This is a genomic window from Stutzerimonas decontaminans, from assembly GCF_000661915.1.
Classification (GTDB): Bacteria; Pseudomonadota; Gammaproteobacteria; order Pseudomonadales; family Pseudomonadaceae; genus Stutzerimonas; species Stutzerimonas decontaminans.
The window spans coordinates 1,597,843-1,613,767 of sequence record NZ_CP007509.1; the positions used below are offsets into that span (position 1 = coordinate 1,597,843).

Annotated in this window: 16 protein-coding genes; 7 read left to right on the forward strand and 9 right to left on the reverse strand. The window is 64.3% G+C overall.

All coding sequences use genetic code 11. The features are described from left to right. Positions 1-22 precede the first annotated feature (22 nt). Positions 23-931, reverse strand: a complete 909-nt coding sequence (locus UIB01_RS07490) for a LysR family transcriptional regulator (protein WP_038658376.1) — start codon at positions 929-931, stop codon at positions 23-25. A 57-nt stretch (positions 932-988) separates the two neighbouring features. On the opposite strand from UIB01_RS07490, the gene UIB01_RS07495 reads away from it, so the two are divergent. Next, positions 989-1,309 carry a hypothetical protein gene (locus UIB01_RS07495; RefSeq protein ID WP_038658379.1) on the forward strand — a complete coding sequence of 107 codons (321 nt, stop codon included), beginning with the start codon at positions 989-991 and terminating at the stop codon, positions 1,307-1,309. Between the two features lie 46 nt (positions 1,310-1,355). On the opposite strand, the gene UIB01_RS07500 is transcribed toward UIB01_RS07495, so the two are convergent. Further along, positions 1,356-1,793, reverse strand: a complete 438-nt coding sequence (locus UIB01_RS07500) for an anti-virulence regulator CigR family protein (protein ID WP_038658380.1) — start codon at positions 1,791-1,793, stop codon at positions 1,356-1,358. 148 nt (positions 1,794-1,941) lie between these two features. Between UIB01_RS07500 and UIB01_RS07505 the strand changes: the two genes are divergently transcribed. Further along, positions 1,942-3,273: a DEAD/DEAH box helicase gene (locus UIB01_RS07505; protein WP_038658383.1), complete on the forward strand. Its 1,332-nt coding sequence runs from the start codon at positions 1,942-1,944 to the stop codon at positions 3,271-3,273. Between the two features lie 16 nt (positions 3,274-3,289). Here the strand turns inward: UIB01_RS07505 and UIB01_RS07510 are convergent, their stop codons facing one another. After that, positions 3,290-3,586 carry a hypothetical protein gene (locus UIB01_RS07510; protein ID WP_038658386.1) on the reverse strand — a complete coding sequence of 99 codons (297 nt, stop codon included), beginning with the start codon at positions 3,584-3,586 and terminating at the stop codon, positions 3,290-3,292. A 143-nt stretch (positions 3,587-3,729) separates the two neighbouring features. On the opposite strand from UIB01_RS07510, the gene UIB01_RS07515 reads away from it, so the two are divergent. Further along, positions 3,730-4,110, forward strand: coding sequence for a hypothetical protein (locus UIB01_RS07515; RefSeq protein ID WP_038658389.1), 381 nt, complete (start codon positions 3,730-3,732; stop codon positions 4,108-4,110). Between the two features lie 5 nt (positions 4,111-4,115). On the opposite strand, the gene UIB01_RS07520 is transcribed toward UIB01_RS07515, so the two are convergent. Beyond that, a complete protein-coding gene (locus UIB01_RS07520) occupies positions 4,116-4,970 on the reverse strand; it encodes a LysR substrate-binding domain-containing protein (RefSeq protein ID WP_038658392.1) in 855 nt (284 codons plus the stop codon). A gap of 96 nt (positions 4,971-5,066) precedes the next feature. On the opposite strand from UIB01_RS07520, the gene UIB01_RS07525 reads away from it, so the two are divergent. Continuing rightward, positions 5,067-5,303, forward strand: coding sequence for a DUF1127 domain-containing protein (locus UIB01_RS07525; RefSeq protein ID WP_038658395.1), 237 nt, complete (start codon positions 5,067-5,069; stop codon positions 5,301-5,303). Here the strand turns inward: UIB01_RS07525 and UIB01_RS07530 are convergent, their stop codons facing one another. From UIB01_RS07530 to UIB01_RS07550, 5 genes are all read right to left on the reverse strand, one after another. Further along, entirely contained in the window at positions 5,304-6,059 is a 756-nt protein-coding gene (locus UIB01_RS07530; RefSeq protein WP_038658398.1) for a sulfite exporter TauE/SafE family protein, read from the reverse strand. A gap of 177 nt (positions 6,060-6,236) precedes the next feature. Beyond that, on the reverse strand, positions 6,237-6,794 hold the full coding sequence (locus UIB01_RS07535; RefSeq protein WP_038658402.1) for a Tll0287-like domain-containing protein: 558 nt from the start codon (positions 6,792-6,794) through the stop codon (positions 6,237-6,239). A gap of 99 nt (positions 6,795-6,893) precedes the next feature. Then, positions 6,894-8,876: a bifunctional tRNA (5-methylaminomethyl-2-thiouridine)(34)-methyltransferase MnmC2/FAD-dependent 5-carboxymethylaminomethyl-2-thiouridine(34) oxidoreductase MnmC1 gene (gene mnmC, locus UIB01_RS07540; protein WP_038658405.1), complete on the reverse strand. Its 1,983-nt coding sequence runs from the start codon at positions 8,874-8,876 to the stop codon at positions 6,894-6,896. A 67-nt stretch (positions 8,877-8,943) separates the two neighbouring features. Continuing rightward, positions 8,944-11,700 carry a response regulator gene (locus UIB01_RS07545; protein WP_180983557.1) on the reverse strand — a complete coding sequence of 919 codons (2,757 nt, stop codon included), beginning with the start codon at positions 11,698-11,700 and terminating at the stop codon, positions 8,944-8,946. A 92-nt stretch (positions 11,701-11,792) separates the two neighbouring features. After that, positions 11,793-12,419, reverse strand: a complete 627-nt coding sequence (locus tag UIB01_RS07550) for a trimeric intracellular cation channel family protein (protein ID WP_003283735.1) — start codon at positions 12,417-12,419, stop codon at positions 11,793-11,795. 139 nt (positions 12,420-12,558) lie between these two features. On the opposite strand from UIB01_RS07550, the gene UIB01_RS07555 reads away from it, so the two are divergent. The 3 genes from UIB01_RS07555 (at position 12,559) to rlmD (ending at position 15,908) form a co-directional block, all read left to right on the forward strand. After that, positions 12,559-13,452, forward strand: a complete 894-nt coding sequence (locus tag UIB01_RS07555) for an HTH-type transcriptional regulator ArgP (RefSeq protein WP_038658411.1) — start codon at positions 12,559-12,561, stop codon at positions 13,450-13,452. 113 nt (positions 13,453-13,565) lie between these two features. Next, positions 13,566-14,468 carry a cysteine synthase CysM gene (gene cysM, locus UIB01_RS07560; protein ID WP_038665506.1) on the forward strand — a complete coding sequence of 301 codons (903 nt, stop codon included), beginning with the start codon at positions 13,566-13,568 and terminating at the stop codon, positions 14,466-14,468. A gap of 87 nt (positions 14,469-14,555) precedes the next feature. Then, entirely contained in the window at positions 14,556-15,908 is a 1,353-nt protein-coding gene (rlmD, locus tag UIB01_RS07565) for a 23S rRNA (uracil(1939)-C(5))-methyltransferase RlmD (protein WP_038658415.1), read from the forward strand. Positions 15,909-15,925 lie beyond the last annotated feature (17 nt).

Genomic DNA, 15,925 nt, shown 5'->3' on the forward strand with positions numbered 1-15,925 from the left:
TTTCCTGATGGTGGGGAAGCTGTCAGCCAGCCAGAGTCGTGGCCTGTCCGGCATCGTACGTCTTGATCAGCTCGATGAGAATCCGGGTAGCCGGCCCGAGCGGTTTATCGTGGTTAGTGTAGAGATAGAAAGACGGCCGGCGAATGCTGCCTTGGACCAGTGGCAGCGGCTTGAGCACGCCTTCGGCCAGCTCGCGACCGATCAGATGGCGCGGCAGCCAGGCGAAGCCCAGGCCGCTGCTGACGAACGCCACGGAGGTGGCCAGGCTGCCCACGGTCCAGCGCTGCTCGGCGCCCAGCCAGCCGGCATCGCGCGGTTGGCGCAAGCCGGTATCGCGCACCACGATCTGCATCTGGCTCTGCAGGTCCTGCACGCTGAGCTTGCGGCCCAGCTGATGGAGCGGGTGTTCTGCATGGGCGACGGCGACGAATTCCACGGTGCTGAGCTCGCTGCCCAGGTAGCCGGTGATGTCCAGCCCGCTGATCGCCAGGTCCGCGGTGCCGTCCTTCAATACTTCCTCGACGCCGGAGAGCACTTCCTCGCGCAGGCGAACCCTGCAACCGCGGCTCTTCGGCATGAACTCGCTGAGTGCCTGGATCAGCTTGGCGCTGGGGTAGGCGGCATCGACGACCAGTCGCACCTCGGCTTCCCAGCCCTGTTCCATGTGATGTGCGAGTTCTTCCAGCTGGCTGGCCTGGGTGACCAGCTGCCGGGAACGTCGCAAAAGCACTTCGCCCGCCTCGGTCAGCACTGCCTTGCGGCCATCGATACGCAGCAGCGGCACGCCGAGCTGTTCCTGCATGCGCGCCACGGTATAGCTGACCGAGGACTGCGACCGATGCAGTGCTTCGGCCGCCTGAGCAAAGCCGCCGTGATCGATGACCGCCTGCAGGGTGCGCCACTGATCGAGAGTCACACGGGGCACTTTCATTCCTTCGCTTCCTTTAGGGTCTGTTACGCTGGCCCCTCTATCGAGGAGCCCAGTCAAATGAAAACAATCGGTTACCTGCTCTTTGCCCTGTTACCGCTTGCCGCCCATGCCGCGACCTATCCGATAGATGTCGATCAGCAGCTCAATGGGGCGGATATCGATGTCACTCCGCAAGCCATCGACCGCGACCTGGCCGGGTTGCTGTTGCTCAATTACGGGGAAACGGCCGCGGTGTGCACCGCCGTATTCCAGAACGGCCCGGAAGCACCCCGCACGCGGCGCACGGAAGTGCAGCCGGGTGAGCGAAAGGCGTTGACCTCGAAGTTCAAGCGCGACGTGATCCGCCTGCGTATCAAGCTGACCTGCGAGCCGCAATAAGCGCACAGCCATGGCGCCGTCGGAGTGATTCGCGGCGGCCTGTCCGTCAGTCCAGAACGTTCTCCAGAATTTCGTAGACGATGCCGGTTGCGATGGCGACCAGAACGACGTCGCGCCCAATCTGTTTCCACTCGTAGCCGTCATAGCGCGGCAGCTGGCCGAGCAGGCGGCCGTCCATGTTCTTGGCGATACCTGGCGGCAGGGGTTTGCCACGTGCCAGGTTCTTCTGGATACCCGGCGGCAGCGAAGAGGCCGGCGCCAACAGGTCGCGATGATCGCGAAGGGTAATGCGGACCGCTCCAAGATCGACGGCCGGTTCGCGATAGCGATAATGCTGTTGCGACCCGGGCGGGGAATTATCGCCGCGGTCGGCTTTGCCCTTGTTACCGGGATGACCGTTGTTCGGCTGCGCCGCACCTACGGTGGCATACAACGCCAGTGAAAGCGCGCCGGTCAGTAGCGCTACTCGCTTTTTTGAGATCATGCGAACCTCCTGGGCATTAAGCCGCTTCGCTTTGTTCAGCTTAGCCGGTGTTTGCGGGGGAAAACATGGCAGCTGTTACAGAACGCGCCTTTGCCCGGCAGACGGGTTAACCTATGCCATCGTTTTTTTGACCTCCGAGGTAGCTCCCTTGTTTGACCAATTCGCCCTGCACGAACGCTTGCTCAAGGCCGTCGCCGAACTCAAATTCGTCGAGCCGACCCCGGTGCAGGTGGCGGCGATCCCGCCGGCGCTGGAAGGGCGTGACCTGCGCGTGACGGCACAGACCGGCAGCGGCAAGACCGCCGCGTTCGTCCTGCCGATGCTCAACCGGCTGATCGGCGATGCCGTGGTGCGCACCGACGTCCGCGCGCTGATCCTGCTGCCGACTCGCGAGCTGGCACAGCAGACGCTCAAGGAGGTCGAGCGTTTTTCGCAGTTCACCTTCATCAAGTCGGCAATGATCACTGGCGGCGAAGATTTCAAGGTTCAGGCAGCCGTCCTGCGCAAGGTGCCCGACATTCTCATCGGCACGCCGGGGCGGATGATCGAGCACCTGAATGCCGGCACGCTGATTCTCAAGGATGTCGAGATGCTGATCCTCGACGAGGCCGACCGCATGCTCGACATGGGCTTCGCCGAGGACGTACAGCGTCTGGTCGGTGAGTGCGCCAAGCGTCAGCAGACGCTGCTGTTCTCCGCAACCAGCGGCGGCGCTGCGCTGCGTGAGATGACCGCCAGCGTGCTGCGCGACCCGCTGCACCTGCAGCTCAACCGGGTCAGCGAGCTGAACGAAGGCACCCGCCAGCAGATCATCACTGCCGAGAACACCGAGCATAAGGAAAAGCTGGTGCACTGGCTGCTGGCCAACGAGACGTATAAGAAGGCGGTGATTTTCACCAACACCCGCGTGCAGGCCGATCGTCTTTATGGACGGCTGGTCGCCGAGGGCGTGAAGGCTTTCGTATTGCACGGCGACAAGGACCAGAAAGACCGCAAGCTGGCCATCGATCGAGTTAAGGAAGGCGGCGTAAAGGTGCTGGTTGCGACCGACGTGGCCGCTCGCGGTCTGGATATCGAAGGGCTGGATCTGGTGATCAACTTCGACATGCCGCGCTCGGGCGACGAATACGTGCACCGTATCGGTCGGACCGGGCGTGCTGGTGGCGAAGGGCTGGCGATCTCGCTGATCTGCCACAACGACTGGAACCTGATGTCGAGTATCGAGCGCTACCTCAAGCAGCGTTTCGAGCGGCGGGTGATCAAGGGACTGAAAGGCAGCTATCAAGGGCCGAAGAATCTGAAGGCGTCCGGCAAGGCCGCTGGCACCAAGAAGAAAAAGGTCGAAAAGAAAAAAGGCGTCGAGAAGAAGTCCAAACCGGCCGGCAGGCGCCCGAATGGCGCCAAGCGCGAAGCTCCGTCGCCGGTGGTGAGCCAGGACGGCATGGCGCCACTCAAACGTAAGAAGCCGACGGCCGAGTAACCCTCGGCCTTTCGGTTCAGCGCTGCGTGTCGGCCGGCGGAATGTCGGCCTCGCGTTCGGCTTCCTCGATCTGCTTCAGCCGCTTGTCGTAGGCCTCGCACTCGTCGCCCAACTGGTCGGCGGTGCGCTTGGCTTCCATTTGGCGAATCTCTTCGTTTATTTCCTTGGCCCGCTGCGGATTGCTCTCGGTGAGCTGGTTGATGCGCTGCGCCAGCTGCTCGGCCTTGGCATTCACTTCGTCGGTGGTACAGGCTGCATGCACGGCAGGGCTGGCCAGCAGGGCTGCAGTCAGCGTGATCGTCAGCATTCTCATGGTGTGTTCCTCGCTCAGTCGGTCTGAACGGTGGATCGCAGCGCGGCCGCTTTAGTTCAGCGGCGAACCCCTCGGCACCGGAAACGGTCGGTATGTACAGGCGCCTCGTTTCTGGGGCGAGCAACCGCTACGGGAGAATGGCCATGAGCTACAACTGGGATCTGATCCAGCGCCTGCTTCATGAAGTGCAGACCAGCGCCAACGACAGCTTCAAGCCGCGCCGCTATGCCGAGGAACATGCCGCGCAGATGGAAAGCGACGGCCAGCCGATGCCGAACCTGGACAGCCTGCGCGCCGAAGCGGCCGACTACGAGAGCCTGCTGTTCGAGGGTGGATTTATCGTCACTCGTCCGGAGGAGCAGGGCGGCAATGGCGAGAATTTCGTCCTTACCGAACGCGGCACGCGCTTGCTGGCAATCCTCGATAACCAGCAGGACGTTGGTCAGCGCCAGCGGCTAGTCGATAAGGGCGAAGCGGCGTTGGTGCCGGAGGTGTTCGACGAGATGGCCTCCGGGCGCGGCTGATCCGCTTACAGACGAAAGCCATCGACGATATAGCCGGCAAGCGTTTCGCTGACCGGAGACTGCTGCTGCGGATTGCGCAGCAGCACGATGCTGCTCTGCGGCAGATGAGGCAGACCTTCCGCTTCGCCGAGTATCTGCAGCTCCGCAGGAATCAGGCTCTGCAGCTGCGCAGTCAGCGCCAGACCAGCGTTGACCACGGCCATGATCGCCGAAAGGCTGGGGCTGGTGTAGGCGATCCGATACTCGATTTCCCGCGCATCCAATGCATTGCACACCCAGGCCCGACAGAAGCAATCGCTGTTGAACGTGGCCAGCGGCAAGGGGCGATGCTCGTGCAGGTTGAAACCCGGGGCAGCCGCCCAGACGACATGCTCCTGACGCAGTAGCTGGCCGATTTCGGTGCCTGGCTCGCGGGTCACGATGCTCAGGTCCAGATCCCGTCGCTGCAGCAACTGGCTCGACGGTTCGCAATGCACCTCGACCTGCACCAGCGGAAATGCCTGGGCGAAGCGCGCGAGGATGCCGGGTAGAAAGCGCATGACGTAGTCATCGGGCGTGCCGATGCGTACGGCGCCAACCATGTGCGGCTGACGCAGGGTGGTCATTACCTCACCGTGCAGCTTGAGTATCCGCCGTGCGTAGCCCAGCAGTATCTGACCCTCGGCGGTAAGCCTGACCTGGCGACCGCTACGCTCGAACAGTGGGCGCTGCAGGACATCCTCTTCCAGCCGTTTCATCTGCATGCTCACGGCCGACTGGGTGCGGTTTACCGCAGCAGCGGCGCGGGTGAAGCCGCCATGATCGGCAATGGCCACAAAGCTGCGCAGCAACTCGGTATCAATATTCGGGTAGTTGGCCATTCATCAATCCTCGAGATGCATGGCATCAGTAACATTCGTTGGATTGATCTTAAACCCAGCGAGAGACTGGCGCCAATCCCACAGGAGGGTGCCGTGATGAACACGCAGAAACTTACTTCGCACCGGTTCCATCTGCCCAAGGCAGCAAATGCGTCCACACCCGGACTGCTGTCGCAGGCGTGGACAACGCTGCGGCGCTGGAATCAATTGGCCCGGCAACGGCGGCAGCTCGCAAGCCTCAGTGACGAGATGCTCAAGGACATCGGTCGCAGTCGCGCCGATATCGAATGGGAAGCGAGCAGACCTTTCTGGGATGATCCGGCGCGACGCTGATCAGTTGCCCAGCAGCAGCTTCTGCACACCCAGCGACAGGCTGACGGTTACCAGCATCAGTGCGAATAGCCGTTGCAGCAGGCTGCTGTTGAGGTACTGCGCCAGGCGATTGCCGGCCAGCACGCCGAAGGCACCGCCGAGCGCCAGCCCACCGAGTAGCGGCAGCGGTGGCTCGGCATCGGTGAGGTAGATCAGGAAACCGCCGCCGCTGACCACGGCGATCACGGCCATCGATGTGGCCATGGCACTCAGCAGTGACAACGAGGTGAACCAGAGCAGAGCCGGAACGATGAGAAATCCGCCGCCTACGCCCATCAGCCCGGACAACAGGCCGACCCCGACACCGATGCCCAGCAGCGCCAGCTGATGATCCGCGACATTCTCCTTGGCCGGCAGGTTGGCGCCGCGCCACATGCGCCAGGCCGACCACAGCACCAGCAAGCAGAAGGCGACGATCAGCCCGCGTTCCGGAATGAATTGCCCGAGCCATTGACCGGCCGCATTGCCCGGTAAGCCGCAGATAGCCAGGAGCATCACCGGGCGCCAGGCGACCTGGCCTAGGCGCGCCCGCGGAATCGCGCCGATCAGCGCGGACATGGCCACCGCACCAAGGCTGACGCCAATGGCATCGCGTAGGGGCAGGTGCAGGCTGAGCAGCAGCGGCAGTGCAACCAGCGATCCACCGGCGCCGGTCAGCCCGAGCAGCAGCCCGAGGATCAGGCCGATACCCAGCGCTTCCAGCAGCAGTACGTCCATCAGGCGAAGTTGCCGATCGAGCGAGCCGGGGTGCTGTTTGGTGTTGCCGGGTTCATGTGATGCTCCGTCGCTCAGCAGAATCGTCGTTCATGACATTGGTCCGTTCACGCCGGTGCGTGTTCCCAGCCACGAACAGCGAAGCAAGGTGGTATCACGCAATCATCCTTACAAGGCCGCTCAGGGCGCCAGAGGGCGGCTGAGGGTGAATGCGCCACGCAGGTCGCCCTCGCGGAAACCTCGCGCCTGGTCTTGCGGATAACGCTGATCGAGCAGGCTCAGCAGTTCTGGCTTGATCTTCTCGCCGTGGCAACCCAGGCAGGCTTCCGCAGTGCCGATCGCTTGCATGTAACGGTACTGACCATCGACCACCTCGGCGTGCCTGATCTGCTGGATCGGCTCGCCAGCCTCGGCGCGCTTGGCGAACTGTTCCAGCACCGAGCGCTCCCAGGCATCCGGTGCGTTATCCGGGTTTCGCAGCTTGAGCGCTGTGCGGCCAACTTTCCAAGGCGCCTGCCTGTGCTGCTCGGCAATGCTCGGCGCGAGCGTTTGGCAGGCTTCGACAGCCTGGGCCGGGCCGCCCTCGGCCATGGCCTGTTTTACCGTGCCGAGCAGTTGCTGCTGAAATGCTGGGATCAGCCCCGCGGCTTCGCTTTGCAGCTGTTCGTTATCCACCGCAGTACCTGCGTGGGCGCCGAGGGCGATAAAGCCAAGGGCGAGTAAGGACAGTGGTTTCATGGGAACCTCGACATGCTGATATATAGGCGGGAGTATCATTTTGGCGCAGACGAGGATGCAAGCCGTCGCAGCAAAACGACGGCTTGAGAGGGTCTGCTTTCAGCTGCCGCGGATCAGCTTGCGCAGCAGGAATCGATTGGGGTGGCAGGCTTCGGCCACGTCCCGCGGCAACGGCAGCGGTTCGTCATTCAGCCAGGCGGCGAGCAGTTCACCGGACAACGGCGCGCTGATCATGCCGCGCGAGCCATGGGCGGTGTTGACGTACAGGCCCTCCAGCCAAGGGCAGGCAGCGTGCTGGGATTGCCGCGCGTTCTTGGCCAGCGCGGCATAGGTGTCGGCGAAGGCCTGCGGCTCGGCCAGCGGGCCGATCAGTGGCAGGTAATCCGGACTGGTGCAGCGGAATGCAACGCGCCCTTGCAGTGCGCCGGTCTGCTGCGGGTCCGCCTGAAGTCGCTGATACAGATCGGATGAGATTTGCTCCAGCATTTCCAGATTTGCCTGATGCTCGGCGATGCTGGGTGCGTCGTCGGTTTGCTGGAAGTTGAAACTCGCGCCCAGTGTGTGCGTGCCGTCGCGTGGCGGTGCGACATAGCCCTTGGCACAGAGTACGGTACGCAACTGCCCGCTTTCGGCGTTGGCCGGCAGGCAGGAGATCTGCCCGCGAATGCGCTTGAGTGGCAGCCAGGCGCTCTGGCTGAAGCGGGCAGCATCGGCAGCACCTGCGAGTACCACCACGGGCGCGTCGGCGAGAACCTTTTCACCAGCGAGCACCTGCCAGGACTGGCCGTTGCGCTGCAGTTCGAGCGCTTCATGATGTTGCAGCAGCTCGATGCCTGGCTGCTGCAGCAGCCAGCGGCACAGGGCGGGCGGATGGGCCCAGCCGGCGTCGGGGTAGAACAGGCCACCTTCGGGCAGTGCCACTCCCGCTAGCGCTTCGGCCGCTTCGCGTGTCAGCGGATGGACCAACGAGGCAGGAAAGGCCGCCGCCAGCTCGGCCTGGCGTTGGCGTTCCTTGTCGTCATAGATCAGCTGCAGCACACCACAGGCCTGCCAGTCCTGGCCCGCTTGCAGGTTGGCGAGCAGGCGGCGGGTGTAGCTGAAGCCGCTGACAACCAGCCGCGAAAGCGCGGTGCCATGGGCGGATAACTTCAGATAGAGCACACCCTGAGGATTGCCGGAGCCTTCCTGTGCGGCCTCGGCGTGGCGCTCCAGCACGCTGACCTGCCACCCCCGGGCCGCCAGCGATGCGGCGGTGGCGCAGCCCGCCAGCCCGGCCCCGATCACGACGGCCCGGCGTTCGGTGATGCCACGGTTGGGACGGGCGAACCAGGGCTTGTCTGAAACCGGATTGGCGACCGCCTGCAGGCGCCCGCGCAGGATCTCGCGCTTGTGGCCGTAACCGGGCACCCGCTGCATGTCGAAGCCGGCCTCGATCAGGCCGCGGCGGACGAAGCCGGCGCTGGTAAAGGTGCCCAGCGTGGCTCCGGGCGCGGACAGCCTGGCCAGCTCGGCAAACAGCGCCGGCTGCCACATCTGCGGATTCTTCGCGGGGGCGAAGCCGTCGAGAAACCAGGCGTCGATCCGCGCATCCAGGCTGGGCAGGCAGTCGAGCACGTCGCCGACCAGCAACGTCAGCACCACTCGGCCGCCAGCAAAGACGAAGCGTTGATAGCCCGGGTTCAGCGCGACGTACTGTTGCAACAGCTGCGTCGCCTGCTGCTGCAGCTCCGGCCATAGTGCCAACGCGCGCTGCATGTCGTCGCGGCTCAAGGGGTGTTTCTCGACGCTGACAAAATGCAGACGCGCCTGCTTATCAGCGGTGCGTTCGAACAGCTGCCAGGCGCAGAGGAAATTCAGACCGGTGCCGAAACCGGTTTCGCCGATCACCAGATGCTGGTTGCCCTGCAGCGCCGCGAAGCGCTGGGCGACTTCGTTCTGGGCGAGAAACACGTGCTCGGTTTCGGCCAGCCCGCTGGCGCGGGAAAAGTACACGTCGCCGTACTGGCGCGATTGCGGCAGGCCGTTCTCATCCCAGTCGAGTTCGGCATGCTGGAAGGCATCGGAAGAGGGGCGGTCGTTCATGCTAATTCCTGAATGGGCGGGCAACGCGACGGGGCTGGTCGGGCGCATCGACGCCCGGCGTGGTCGATCAGCCAGCGATCTGGATTTCCTGCTCCAGCCGCTCGATGGCCGCGTCCAGTTCATCCAGCGCGGCCTCGCTGTCCGGGTGGTTCTGCTTGAGCAGCGTCTCGCTCTGCTGACAGGCGTTACGCAACTGCGGTACGCCGCAGTAGCGGGTCGCGCCATGCAGCCGATGCACGCGCTCGATCAGCGCCTGGCGATCGCGGGCCTGCCTCGCCTCACGGATGGTGCGGCGATCGCCTTCCAGCGATTGCAACAGCATGCCGAGCATGTCATCGGCGAGGTCGGCCTTGCCGGCCGCCAGGCGCAGCCCCTCTTCTTCGTCGAGCACCTTGAGGCTGGGCCCCGGCTGTAGCGACGGCTCCGCCGAGTGCTGTGGTTGGCTGCGCAGCGCCAGACCGGTCCACTTCAGTACCACCTGGGCCAATTGTCGATCGCTGATCGGCTTGGTCAGGTAGTCGTCCATGCCGCTCTGCAGCAGCGAGCGTTTTTCATTCGCCAGCGCATGAGCGGTGAGGGCGATGATCGGCAGTGGTGCGCTGCCACTGGTGTGTTCCCAGTGCCGAATGGCTTCGGTGGTTTGCCGGCCGTCCATGCCGGGCATCTGCACGTCCATCAGCACGAGATCGAACGTGTGCTGCTTGACCGCCTCCAGCGCTGCGAGGCCGTTGTCCACCGCGACGACCTCGGCGCCCATGTCGCCGAGCAGGGTCTTTACCAGCAGCAGGTTGGCCGGGTTGTCGTCAACACATAGGACTCGCGCGGCGCGGCTGGGGGCCGCGGCGGCAGGGGTGGCGTAGGCTTGATTCGGCCGCACCAGCTCTACCAGCACCCGCTGTAGTTTGCGCGTGCAGGCTGGCTTGCCCTGCAGCTGTGTATAGCTGTGCACTTCCGGCAGTGCGTCGTGGTAATGGGCCTGCTCGGTGGTCGGGCACAACACCACGCATTTGCAGCCGAGCGCCTCGATCTCCATCAGTCTGCGGCTGAGTGCCTCCGGCTCGATTTCGCGGCCAGTGACGCCGAGTACGGCAAGGTCGATCAGCTGGCTGCTTTGGCGTTGCGCGCCAATCGCTGCCTGCATCTGGTCGAGCGTATCGAAGCTCTGCACCTCGAGGCCGAGGCTTGCCAGTTGGTGCTGCAGCGCCTGGCGCGCCAGCGGGTGCTGCTCGAGCAGCGCGATGCGGCGCCCTTGCAGGGCGGGGTGCGGCAGGTCCTCGATGTCATCGCGTGCCTTAGGCAGGCTGAGGCTGATCCAGAACTCCGAGCCTTCGTCCGGAATGCTGTCGACGCCGATCTCACCGCCCATCTGCTCGATCAGCCGCTTGGAAATGACCAGGCCCAGGCCCGTGCCGCCGGGCTGGCGTGACATGGAGTTGTCCGCCTGGCTGAAGGCCTGGAACAGTGCGCGCAGGTCCTGATCGGTCAGGCCGATGCCGGTGTCCTGCACGCTGATGCGCAGCTGGGCGCGATCGGCGTTGTCGTCCTCGACCATGGCGCGGACGGCGATGGTGCCTTCGTTGGTGAACTTGATGGCGTTGCTGATCAGATTGGTCAGCACCTGCTTGAGGCGCAGCGGATCGCCCAGCAGCGACAGCGGTGTGTCGCGATAGACCAGGCTGACGAGTTCCAGGTGCTTGGTGTGTGCAGCCGGGGCGAGGATGGTCAGTGTGTCCTCGATCAGATCACGCAGGTTGAACGGGACGCTGTCGAGCACCAGCTTGCCGGCCTCGATCTTGGAGAAGTCGAGGATCTCGTTGATGATCCCGAGCAGGCTGTCGGCGGACTGCTCGATGGTTCCCAGGTAGTCCTGCTGGCGCGGGGTGAGGTCACTTTTCTGCAGCAGTTGGGTGAAGCCGAGGATGCCGTTCAGCGGTGTGCGGATCTCGTGGCTCATGTTGGCGAGGAATTCGGATTTGATCCGGCTGGCCTCCAGGGCCTCCTTGCGCGCCAGGTCCAGTTCGATGTTCTGGATCTCGATGGTTTCCAGGTTCTGCTGCACGTCTTCGGTGGCCTGGTCGATGCTCTGCTGCAGTTCCTCACGGGCGCTGAGCAGCGCTTCGGCCATGCGGTTGATGCCGGACGCGAGTTCGTCCATTTCGTGGCTGCCCAAGGGCGGCAGCCGGGTTTCCAGATGGCCGTCCTTGAGCTGCGCGACGGCGGCTTTCACACGTTGCAGTGGCAGGCTGATGGTGCGGCTCATGCGGAGCGCCAGCAGCGCGGTGATGAGCAGGCCGGCACCCACCAGAAACAGGCTGGTCAGCAGGCTGCGATAGCCACGCAGCAGCGTGTTGTGGTGTGACAGCTCCAGTTCCAGCCAGCCGATCAGCTTCTCCTCCGGGCCGCGGGTCTCATCGGCGAGGTTGAGGTGGCGACTGAGCACCGGCATCAGGATACGTGTGTGGTCCATGCTGCTGACGCGGGTCAGGCTCTCCGGATCGCCTGGTGGCGGCGGGGTCAGCATGCGTGGGCCGGCGTGTACGCGCTGGGTACGCTCGGGATCGAGGATCGTTACCGCACGAACATCGGCCTGATCCAGCACCTGGGTCAGGATGCGCTGCAAGCGCTTGTCGTAGCCCAGATTCATGGCGGGCGCAGCGAGCGGTGCCAGCTGCTCGGCGATGAGCTGGCCGCGCTCGTCGAGCTGGTGGCGCATCTCGGACAGCTGCATCCAGGTGAAGTAGGCACCGAGCACCACCGCCAGCAGGGTGCTGGGCAGCAGTGTCAGCATCAGCACGCGGCCACGAATTCCTAGGTCTTTCAGCACTGTCCGTCCACCGATCCTGGATTGCAGCGCGCTAGTGTAGCGACTCGGCTCGGTGGAATCTGCACGCCAGGTCTAGCCCTGGCGTCGCAGCCTCAATCGAGACCGCGGATTTCCTTGCCGTTGAAGTCCGGCAGCTTCCAGTGAAAGGTCATTGCCAGTACGCGGAACAGGAAGCCGCTGCCCAGCGCCGCCAGGGTGGCCAGGGTGGTGTTGATCTCCAGCCACAGCATGCCGACGTAGAACACGCCAGTGAACAGCGCCACGGTGGCGTACAGCTCGCGTTGCAGCACCATCGGCACCTGGTTGCACAACACGTCGCGCATCAGGCCGCCGAAGATGCCGGTGATCACGCCGGCCAGCACCACTATGGATGGGTGGGCGCCCATGCCCATCGCCACATCGCAGCCGATCACGGTGAATGCCACCAGGCCGAGGCCGTCCACCAGCAGGAACACCATACGCAGGTGATGCAGGTGGCGAGCGATGAACCCGGTAACGATCGCTGCGCCAATGGTGAAGGTCAGATACTCCGGATGGGCGATCCAGCCGACCGGATAATGACCGAGCAGCACGTCGCGTGCGGTACCGCCACCCAGCGCCGTTACGGTGCCGAGCAGGCAGATGCCGAACAGGTCCATGCCGCGGCGCATGCCCATGATGGCGCCGGACATGGCTTCGGCCGTGATGGCGATCAGGTAGATGGTGTGCAGCAATTCCACGACGATACTCCGGACGGCTGGGCTGCACGCCGGTGGGGCGCTGCAGCAAGGGATGCGCGATTATGGAGCAGTGATGGCTAAATTTGTCGTGGCTAACTATTTTTAGGCCATGCAAACATTTTCTTAATCGGCGGGCGGCATGAATCTCGATCCCAAGCAGACCGAAGCGTTTCGCACGGTCATCCGTACCGGCAGCTTCGAGCAGGCCGCACAGCGCCTGCACCTGACGCCACCGGCGATTTCACAGCGGGTGCGCGCCCTGGAGAGTGCGCTGGGCAGCGCCTTGGTGGTGCGCAGCCGACCTTGTCGCCCCACCGAAACCGGTCAGCGCCTGCTGCAGTACCTCAAGCGCGCCACCCTGCTCGAGGCCGATCTGCTGGCCGACCTCGCCGAGCGTAGCGATGCGCCGCTGGTAGTGGTGGCGGCGCTCAATGCCGACAGCCTGGGGACCTGGTTTTTCCCGGCCCTGGCCGAGGTGCTGATCCGCGAGCGGGTCCTGCTCGATCTCACCGTCGAGGATCAGGACCACACCTACAGTCTGCTGGAGACGGGTCTGGCGATCGGTTGCATCAGTACCGAACCCAAGCCCATGCGCGGCTGCACGGCCAGCCCGTTGGGCAGCATGCGTTACCGACTGGTGGCGTCGAGCGAGTTCCGGCAGAAGCACTTCGCCAATGGGCTGACCCGCAACGCGGCACGCAAGGCGCCGGTGGTCGCCTATACGCGCAAGGACACGCTGCAGTCGTCGTTCCTGCTGCGCCGCTTCGGGCTGCCAGAGGGGGCTTACCCCTGCCATTTCGTGCCGGGTGCCGAGCCACATTTCAGTGCGATCCGCTACGGCCTGGGGTACGGCATGGTGCCGGAACTGTTGCTGCATGATGCGCTGCAGGCTGGCGAGGTGGTCGATCTCGCCGCCGATGAACCGCTGGAGATTGCGCTGTACTGGCACACCTGGAAGGTGCAGTCGCCGCGGATGGAGCACCTTTCGCGGCAGATCATCGAGGCGGCACCAAGGATTCTCGCGCGCCCCTAGCCCGGCCGGGGCGGAACGAAGAGGAGCGAAGTGCGACCGGTCAGGCGAGACGGTCTGCCCGTCGTCGAGCGTTGCCGGTATCATGGCGACCTCTTCAGATGCTGTGCGACGCCATGACTACACACTATCCGACCATTGCCGATTGCATCGGCAACACCCCGCTGGTTCGTCTGCAGCGGATGCCGGGTAAGACCAGCAATACCATTCTGGTCAAGCTCGAGGGCAACAATCCGGCTGGTTCGGTCAAGGATCGTCCGGCGCTGTCGATGATCAACCGTGCTGAGCTGCGCGGTGACATTCAGCCTGGCGATACGCTGATCGAGGCGACCTCCGGCAATACCGGGATCGCCCTGGCCATGGCGGCGGCGATCAAGGGTTACCGGATGGTCCTGATCATGCCGGACAACTCCACGGCCGAGCGCAAGGCGGCGATGACTGCCTACGGCGCCGAGCTGATCCTGGTCAGCAAGGAAGAGGGCATGGAAGGTGCCCGCGACCTGGCGTTGAAAATGCAGGCCGAAGGTCGCGGCAAGGTGCTCGATCAGTTCGCCAATGGCGACAACCCCGAAGCGCATTACAACAGCACGGGGCCGGAGCTCTGGCGGCAGACCCACGGCAGCATCACCCATTTCATCAGTTCCATGGGTACCACCGGAACCATCATGGGCGTGTCCCGCTATCTCAAGGAGCAGAACCCGGCGGTGCAGATCGTTGGCCTGCAGCCGATGGAAGGCGCGGCCATTCCCGGCATCCGTCGCTGGCCGCAGGAATACCTACCGAAGATCTATCAGGCCGAGCGTGTCGACCGCGTCGTCGACATGTCGCAGGCCGAGGCCGAGCAGGTCATGCGCCGCCTGGCCCGTGAGGAAGGCATCTTCTGTGGCGTGTCCTCCGGTGGCGCCGTGGCCGCGGCGCTGCGTCTGTCGCAGGAGGTCGAGAACGCGGTGATCGTGGCGATCATCTGCGACCGCGGCGACCGCTATCTGTCGACCGGCGTGTATAACGCACCCAATTGACTCGCTCATCAGCGGCGCGCTTTCACGCGCCGCATTGGCGCCATCCATGACATTCCTTAACAGACAGAACAGCGCAGGTTCCAGCTGATGGCCAAACGTAGCGGCGCTTTGCGCTTCCAACCCAGCGGCGGCGAGCGCAAACCCCAGGTCCCGGTCGGCAAGAAGCAGCGCTTGAACATCGAGCGGCTGGCCAATGACGGTCGCGGCATTGCCTTCATCGAAGGACGCACCTGGTTCGTTGAAGGCGCACTGCCGGGTGAAGAGGTCGAGGCGCGGGTGCTGGCTGCGCGCAGCCAGATCGTCGAAGCGCGCTGCGAGCGCGTGCTTCAGGCCAGTGCACAGCGTCAGCTCGAACCCTGCCCGCATGCCCGCCGATGCGGCGGCTGCAACCTGCAGCATGCGCCCCTTGCCGATCAGCTTGCACTGAAGCAGCACACGCTCGCCGAGCAGCTCGCGCGGGTGGCCGATCTGCAGCCGGAAGAGTGGGCCGAGCCGCTGGTGGGACCAGCCTTCGGCTATCGCCGCCGTGCGCGGCTGGCGGTGCGCTGGGACGTCAAGAGCAAGCACCTGGACATCGGTTTCCGCGCCAGTGCCAGCCAGGAAATCGTCTCCATCAGTGAATGTCCGGTTCTGGTACAGCCCTTGCAATCGCTGCTGCCGGCATTACTGGCTGCGCTACGTGACCTGAGCAAGCCGCAGGCTATCGGTCATGTCGAACTCTTCAGTGGTACGGCCGAGGCGGTGCTGATTCGCCACACCGCGACGCTGCCGGAGATGGATGTGGCACGTCTGCGGAGCTTTGCCACCGCTAATGGAGCGCAGCTCTGGTGGCAGGGCGAAGGCGAGCCCCTGCCTGATGATGCGGCGACGACGCTGGGTTACCGACTGGAAGCCTGGGATCTGGAGCTGACCTGGCGCCCGGGGGATTTCGTCCAGGTCAACGCCCCGGTCAACGATGCAATGGTGGCTCAGGCGCTGAAATGGCTGGGCGTCGGCAAGGATGAAGCAGTGCTCGATCTGTTCTGCGGGCTGGGCAACTTCAGCCTGCCGCTGGCGCGCTCGGGCGCTCACGTGGTGGGTGTCGAGGGCGTCGAGGCAATGGTCGGACGGGCGCAGGACAATGCGCGGCGCAACGGTCTGGAGCGCGCGCACTTTTATCGGGCCGACTTGTCGAAGCCGCTGGCTGATGCACCCTGGGCAGGTAGCGGGTTCGCTGCGGTACTGCTCGATCCGCCGCGCGACGGCGCGCTGGAAATCGTTCGACAAATGTCGATGCTGAAGGCGCAGCGCGTGGTCTATGTTTCATGCAATCCGGCCACCCTGGCGCGCGATGCGCGCGAGCTGGCCAGCCAAGGGTTTCGTCTTAAGCGTGCGGGTGTGCTGGACATGTTTCCGCAGACCGCCCACGTCGAGGCCATGGCGTTGTTCGAGCGGAGTTAGCGCTCGACGCTGCATTC

Coding starts and splice junctions, on each gene's coding strand:
- UIB01_RS07490 (WP_038658376.1), bottom strand. CDS start 931: ATGAAAGTGCCCCGTGTGACTCTCGATCAGTGGCGCACCCTGCAGGCG.
- UIB01_RS07495 (WP_038658379.1), top strand. CDS start 989: ATGAAAACAATCGGTTACCTGCTCTTTGCCCTGTTACCGCTTGCCGCC.
- UIB01_RS07500 (WP_038658380.1), bottom strand. CDS start 1,793: ATGATCTCAAAAAAGCGAGTAGCGCTACTGACCGGCGCGCTTTCACTG.
- UIB01_RS07510 (WP_038658386.1), bottom strand. CDS start 3,586: ATGAGAATGCTGACGATCACGCTGACTGCAGCCCTGCTGGCCAGCCCT.
- UIB01_RS07515 (WP_038658389.1), top strand. CDS start 3,730: ATGAGCTACAACTGGGATCTGATCCAGCGCCTGCTTCATGAAGTGCAG.
- UIB01_RS07520 (WP_038658392.1), bottom strand. CDS start 4,970: ATGGCCAACTACCCGAATATTGATACCGAGTTGCTGCGCAGCTTTGTG.
- UIB01_RS07525 (WP_038658395.1), top strand. CDS start 5,067: ATGAACACGCAGAAACTTACTTCGCACCGGTTCCATCTGCCCAAGGCA.
- UIB01_RS07530 (WP_038658398.1), bottom strand. CDS start 6,059: ATGGACGTACTGCTGCTGGAAGCGCTGGGTATCGGCCTGATCCTCGGG.
- UIB01_RS07535 (WP_038658402.1), bottom strand. CDS start 6,794: ATGAAACCACTGTCCTTACTCGCCCTTGGCTTTATCGCCCTCGGCGCC.
- mnmC (WP_038658405.1), bottom strand. CDS start 8,876: ATGAACGACCGCCCCTCTTCCGATGCCTTCCAGCATGCCGAACTCGAC.
- UIB01_RS07555 (WP_038658411.1), top strand. CDS start 12,559: ATGAATCTCGATCCCAAGCAGACCGAAGCGTTTCGCACGGTCATCCGT.
- cysM (WP_038665506.1), top strand. CDS start 13,566: ATGACTACACACTATCCGACCATTGCCGATTGCATCGGCAACACCCCG.
- rlmD (WP_038658415.1), top strand. CDS start 14,556: ATGGCCAAACGTAGCGGCGCTTTGCGCTTCCAACCCAGCGGCGGCGAG.